General features: G+C 70.6%; 2 protein-coding genes. One reads left to right on the top strand and one right to left on the bottom strand.

The genetic code is table 11. The features are described from left to right. Positions 1-221 (bottom strand): hypothetical protein (locus D471_RS0106390; protein ID WP_017597856.1); only part of this gene is annotated, 221 nt, incomplete at its 3' end. A gap of 313 nt (positions 222-534) precedes the next feature. Between D471_RS0106390 and D471_RS0106395 the strand changes: the two genes are divergently transcribed. Next, a partial coding sequence (locus tag D471_RS0106395) for an SPFH domain-containing protein (protein WP_017597857.1) occupies positions 535-1,250 on the top strand: 716 nt, incomplete at its 3' end.

Here is a 1,250-nt window from a genome sequence, read left to right on the forward strand (position 1 = left end):
TTCTTCGCCAGCGGGTGCGCCAGACCGAACGCCCCCACGTACACCCCGCTCAGCGCGATCGCGGTTCCCACCCCCGAGCGCCGGCGCCACGTCTCGAACGCCGCCGCGCCGAAGGCCGCCAGCACCACCCCGCCCAGCGGGCGGTTGCCGGTGGCACGGGCGGTGGCGTAGCCGCCGATCAGCCCCGCGGTGGTCAGTGCTGCGGTCGGTACCGAAGTCATCGGATGGCTCCTCCTCGTCGTGGCCGCCTCGTGGCGCGGCCCCGCGAACGACGTTAACCCCCGGTCCGCGGGCACCACCATCCGGCACGCACGTGGGGCGGCCCCTCAGGGGCACCGCGCCGGAGAGCCCCGGTGTCCGCGCCGGTCACACTCAGGACACGAGCAATGGGTTTCGGGCGTGACCCATGGGACAGTTGATCCTGTCCACTACGGCCGATCCTGCTCGCGTACCCACTCCGACCTGGAACCGAGCAGGGGTACGCCGCGTCGAACCCGATAGTTCCCCGTCTCCGCCAGCAAGGAGTCCACGCCTATGTCGTTCGCGCAGACCGTGCGCGGCGCCGCCGACGCCGTCGCCCAGGGGGGCGATCCGCGCCAGGTGATGGCCAGCGCCGTCCAACAGGTCTCGGACCAGTCCGACGGGGGAGGTGGCCTGGACCCCCGCGACTTCATCGCCGCACGCGAGCAGGGCGAGTCCGTCGGGACCCGGATCGAACAGAAGACCACCTCGCTCAACAACGCGGGTGAGGCGCTCAACCGCAGCTACCACGAGCGCGGCCACAGCGGCCCGGTCCACGTCATCTGCCCCATGGTCATCCCCCGCGGCCGCACGTTCCTCACGATGCTCCCGGCGATCGCGCTGGTGGTCCTCGGCCTCCTCGGCGCCTTCGCCGTCCTCATCCCGGTCTCGCTCACCGGGGCGAACCCCCTCCTCAACCCCTTCTTCGGCATCCACTACTGGATCGTCACCGTCGCCGTCACGGCGTTCATGTGGTGGCGCCAGGGTATGGTGATGGTCCCGGAGGGCTGCGAGGCGATCGTCACCCGCTTCGGTAAGCGGGAGGACAACTTCCGCCCCGGCCGGGTCACCCTGCTCAACCCCTGGAAGCGCGTCTCCTACATCGTCAACACCACGCGCGAGTACCCCTTCAACGCCCCCATCCGCTCCGCCCCCACCAAGAGCGGCGTCCAGGCCTCGGTCGACCTGTTCGTCCAGTTCCGGATCGCGGACGCGACCGGCTTCGTCTA

This window comes from Nocardiopsis lucentensis DSM 44048 (assembly GCF_000341125.1).
In the GTDB taxonomy this organism is placed as follows: domain Bacteria; phylum Actinomycetota; class Actinomycetes; order Streptosporangiales; family Streptosporangiaceae; genus Nocardiopsis; species Nocardiopsis lucentensis.